Source organism: Nostoc sp. CHAB 5715, from assembly GCF_020829685.1.
Taxonomy (GTDB): domain Bacteria; phylum Cyanobacteriota; class Cyanobacteriia; order Cyanobacteriales; family Nostocaceae; genus Nostoc.
Genome location: NZ_JAIVFR010000846.1, coordinates 1 through 3,328 on the forward strand (window position 1 = coordinate 1; position 3,328 = coordinate 3,328).

Consider the following 3,328-nt stretch of genomic DNA (forward strand, 5'->3'; position numbering starts at 1 on the left):
GAATAATAATGGGAAATGCCAATCCTATAGTTAACCATCGCGGTAGTTTATTTGCTGATTGCATTAGCGATCGCTCCACAAGCTTTCTAGACCCAATAAATTGTCATTACGAGCGCAGCGATAGCGGAGCGAAGTAATCGCATAATCTCGTAGTTTTTGCGATTGCTTCGTCGTTCCTCCTCGCAATGACAATTGGGCATTTTTTTACTTGGATTACTCTTAATGAGTCTTTGATATTCACCGACGAGTCTTTGATACTCGGCGACGAGTCTTTAATACTCGTGAATGAGTCTTTAATACTCGCCGATGAGTCTTTGATACTCGCCGATGAGTCTTTGATACTCGTTAACGAGTCTTTGAACTCCATTAATGAAAAATATCTAACCATTCTTGAACTTACAGGGGTGAGCGTGTAGTAAAATTTGTTCATCTTTGTAAAGTGGAATATGCCTGAAGACTTTTCTGGTAAAAATCTCCGAGGACGCAACTTCAAAAGTAGACAAGACCTTGCGGGTGCAAACTTTAACTATGCTGACATCCGAGGTGCAAATTTCACTAATGCTAATTTAACAGGTGCAAACTTCAGCTATGCTAAAGCTGGACTGCAACGCCGCTGGGCAATTTTCCTAGTCCTTGTCTCGTGGCTGTTGTCGGGACTGTCAGGATACTTATGGTATGTCAACGGGTTATTAGTGTCAACAATATTTGATACTTCCAGCTTAGAAAATCAGATTGGCAGCTGGACTTCCTTAATTGTATTAATTGTCTTTTTCTTCGTCACAATTGCTCAAGGATTAGAAGCTGCTTTAGGATTAGTAGCCTTGATCATAGCCGTAGCTGGAAGCTTCGCCTTTGCCTTCAGCTTTGCCAAAAGCATAGCCATAGCCGGATCTGGGGTCATAGCTATAGCCGGAAGTGGAGCCTTCAACGGAGCCGTAACTGGAGCTTTCACCATAACCGTAGTCTTTGTTATAGCCATAGCTGTAGCCGTAGCCATAGCCGTAGGCGGAACTATAGCCTTTGCCATAACCTTTGCATTTACTATAGCCTTTCCCATAGCCATAGTCATACTCGTAGCTATAGTCGGAGTAGTAGCCGGAGCCGGCTTCAACACAGTTATAGGCTTGCTCATAGCCATAGCCGGAGTGTTACTTAGCATTTCTATTGGTTGGCAAGCTATGAAAGGAAATCAAAAGCACTCCTTGGTTCGTAATATTGCGATCGCCTTTGCTGCAACAGGAGGCACAAGCTTTCGTGGTGCTGATTTAACCAATGCTGATTTCACCCAAGCCACACTCAAAAGTACAGATTTACGCAACACAATCCTTATCTGTACCCGTTGGTATCAAGCCAAAATGCTTGACCGTGTTCGTCCTGGCTCAACTTATCTGCAAAACTCACAAGTACGTCAACTGCTAGTTACAGGACAGGGACAGGGTAAAAACTTTGACCGTGAAAACCTGCGGGGTATCAACTTACAAGCAGCGAACTTAGCTGATACTAGCTTTATTGGCGCTGACCTCAGTAAAGCAAACTTCCAAGATGCCGATTTGTCAAGAGCAAAACTGAAGCAAACCCAACTAGACGGCACAGATTTAACAGGTGCAACACTCACCGGCGCGTACATTGAAGATTGGGGCATTACAAATACAACTAAATTGCATGGGGTGAGGTGTGAATATGTCTTTATGCGCTTACCCACCAAAGAAGACCCCGATCCTCTCCGCAAACCTGATAATAAACAAGAGATATTTGCAGACGGGGATTTTGCCGACTTTATCCAGCCAATTTTTGACACCCTCGACCTTTATCATAATCAAGGCGTTGACCCTCGCGCCGTTGCCATAGCCTTCAAAAACCTTGCCGAAAAGCATCCCGAAGCCGAGTTAGAAATCGTGGCAATGGAGAAACGCGGCGATGATAAAATCTTGCTCAGAGCCAAAACCGCAGCAGGTAGCGATAAATCTCAACTGAGTGCAGAATATTTTGATGACTATAATCAACTCAAAGCTTTATCGCAGAGTCAGCAATTATTACTGGTAGAAAAAGATAAGCGCATTATTAGTTTAGAAAATATGGTAGATACTGCTCTCAAGCAGCCGAAATTTTATACTCAAGGAAATACAAATATGTCAGATATCAGCGGCATCAATATTCAAGGTAGCAGTAATGTTAGCGGTATCGCTGGCAATAATTCTATTGCTAATCTGGGAACCATTAGCGGTAATGTGAGTATTGCCCTCAATCAGTTACCTGATGCAACCGATGCCGAGAAACCAGGAATTAAAGAATTATTGTCGCAGTTGCAAGATGCAATCATACAATCCACATATTTACCAGAAGAAGAGAAAGCCGAAGCGCTAAAACAGGTGAAAACTTTGGCAGAAGCGGGGAAAAATCCCCAAGAATCGACTAAGCAGAAGACTGCAAAAACAGCAATCACCATGTTGAAAGGGATATTTACAGGCTTACCTGCGATCGCATCTCTGGTGGAAGCGGGTAATAAATTATTGCCTGCGATCGCAAAACTATTCGGCTTGGGATAATTTAACGTGAGTTCAACAAACCTCTTCCTGTCTTGAACTTTAGTTCAAGTTTCTCTCCGACTCAAAGAGGGACGGTTTTGCATAGTAAAACCAGAATTAAACTTGCTAACTGAGGAGGAATTAGCAAGTGCGATCGCCACTCAATATAAACCAATACGGTTCAGTTAAGGAGAATTGTAGGTTGGGTTGAACGTAGTGAAACCCAACAAAGTCCTGAAAATGTTGGGTTTCGTCCCTCAAACGCCACTTGCTTCAAGTCGGGAAACCCGCCCAACGCAGTGGCTCCCCAACCTACACAATTTAAGGCTTTTAGCTCTAACTGAACTGTATTGCAATATAACCCAGCAAGGGTTAGAAGGACGAATAAATTAAACTACCTCTTGTTGTTTTTGAGTTAAATACATCGCAATTCCTTTCTCGTAATAAGCTGCTTCATTAATAAAAATAGGATAAACAGTAGACGCTCCGTCATATAAAATATCTTTTCCTTCAAAAGTCAGAAATATTGGATCACCGGGATTCAGAGGTTCATAATCTCTAAACTGAAGCTGGGGATGAATCATTGCTTGAATCTCTTGGCGATCGCTTCTAGGATAATCGATAGTCCCAATATATTGATAGAGTGTAAGCGTGTTATTTATCTGCGGAATATTACCTTGGTTACACCCTTCAAAATAGTCTAAAATTCCATAGATAAGCTGCTCTGTTTGCTGAAACAATTCAGCGTTTAAAATATTCTGAGCTACAGCACCAACTTCGGTTTAGAGATTATGAACCTCTGA

Annotated in this window: 2 protein-coding genes and 1 pseudogene; 2 read left to right on the top strand and 1 reads right to left on the bottom strand. The window is 42.3% G+C overall.

Annotated elements, in window-relative coordinates:
* The first annotated feature begins 185 nt into the window (after window positions 1-185).
* Complete coding sequence (locus tag LC574_RS32335) at window positions 186-416, top strand: hypothetical protein (protein WP_229457686.1); 231 nt, start codon at window positions 186-188, stop codon at window positions 414-416.
* A gap of 30 nt (window positions 417-446) precedes the next feature.
* On the top strand, window positions 447-2,546 hold the full coding sequence (locus LC574_RS32340; RefSeq protein ID WP_229457687.1) for a pentapeptide repeat-containing protein: 2,100 nt from the start codon (window positions 447-449) through the stop codon (window positions 2,544-2,546).
* Between the two features lie 368 nt (window positions 2,547-2,914).
* On the opposite strand, the pseudogene LC574_RS32345 reads toward LC574_RS32340, so the two are convergent.
* Window positions 2,915-3,304 (bottom strand): annotated as a pseudogene (locus LC574_RS32345) (aspartoacylase); the annotation flags it as partial.
* Between the last annotated feature and the right edge of the window lie 24 nt (window positions 3,305-3,328).

Excerpts from the sequence above, each read along its gene's own strand:
- LC574_RS32340 (WP_229457687.1), top strand. The coding sequence starts at position 447 with ATGCCTGAAGACTTTTCTGGTAAAAATCTCCGAGGACGCAACTTCAAA.
- LC574_RS32335 (WP_229457686.1), top strand. The coding sequence starts at position 186 with ATGACAATTGGGCATTTTTTTACTTGGATTACTCTTAATGAGTCTTTG.